Here is a 1,053-nt window from a genome sequence, read left to right on the forward strand (position 1 = left end):
TGGGTGATTGAGATGGACGCTCCTAAATCGGCGTCAATGCGCCAAACTGAGAGTGATATTTACAGTTAACAGGAGCATCCATCATGAATCAAGTTAGCACATTATCCATCGACTTGGCTAAAAACGTGTTTCAATTACTTGCTGTGGATAAGCACGGCAAGCCCTGTTTTTCACGCCGGGTGAACCGTCAGAAGTTGAAAGAAACCATTCAAAATATGCCGCCTTGTAAAGTCGTTATGGAGGCCTGTGGCTGCGCCCACTACTGGGGAAGAATGTGTATCAAAGCGGGTCATAAAGCACATCTGGTGCCTGCGCAACATGTCACCCCTTTTGTCAGGGGGAATAAAAACGATAAAAATGATTGCCTGGCCATTTATGAAGCCAGTCAGCGGCCTTACATTCGCTTTGTGCCTGTGAAATCAGAATCACAGCAAGCCGTCTTATTACTGCACCGAATGAGAGAAAGGCTGGTTAAGGCACGTACCGCTTGCCTGAATCAGACCCGAAGCTTTTTGCTTGAATTTGGCATTGAAACACCTAAAAGTTATCGCGCTTTTTACAGCCACATTCAGACTTTGCTCGACCAACAATTGCAACCGGTTATTCTGTTGCTTATACACGAAACTTGCGCCGAGCTGAGAGCCTTTGAACGTCAGCTAAGACAACTCGATTCTCTGTTTCGAGATACAAACCAACGCAGTCAGGCTGCTGAAATCATGCAATCCCTGCCGGGTGTAGGCCCTATCATCGCCTCTGCTTTTAGTGCCAGCATAGATAAAGGTCAGGCATTTAACAGCGCCAAAGAGTTTGGTGTCTGGTTAGGGCTCACGCCCAGACAATATGCTTCCGCCGATAAAAGCGTTCTGAGCCATATCACCAAGCGAGGGGACAGATACCTGCGTAAGCAATTAATCCACGGTGCGCGCACTGTGGTCACGCATGCACATAAAAAAGACGACGATTTAAATCGCTGGATCAGCACCTTGAAAGAGCGAATTGGTATAAATAAAACCATTGTGGCCACTGCCCACCGGCTGGCCAGGTTGATGTGGA

At 47.6% G+C, this 1,053-nt stretch carries 1 protein-coding gene; it reads left to right on the forward strand.

Going from position 1 to position 1,053, the window contains the following annotated elements; all coding sequences use genetic code 11:
* Nucleotides 1-83: 83 nt before the first annotated feature.
* Nucleotides 84-1,053 (forward strand): IS110 family transposase (locus MHN33_RS23765; RefSeq protein ID WP_239401959.1); only part of this gene is annotated, 970 nt, incomplete at its 3' end.

Origin of the sequence: Pseudoalteromonas sp. OOF1S-7 (assembly GCF_022347765.1) — a bacterium.
Taxonomy (GTDB): Bacteria; Pseudomonadota; Gammaproteobacteria; order Enterobacterales; family Alteromonadaceae; genus Pseudoalteromonas.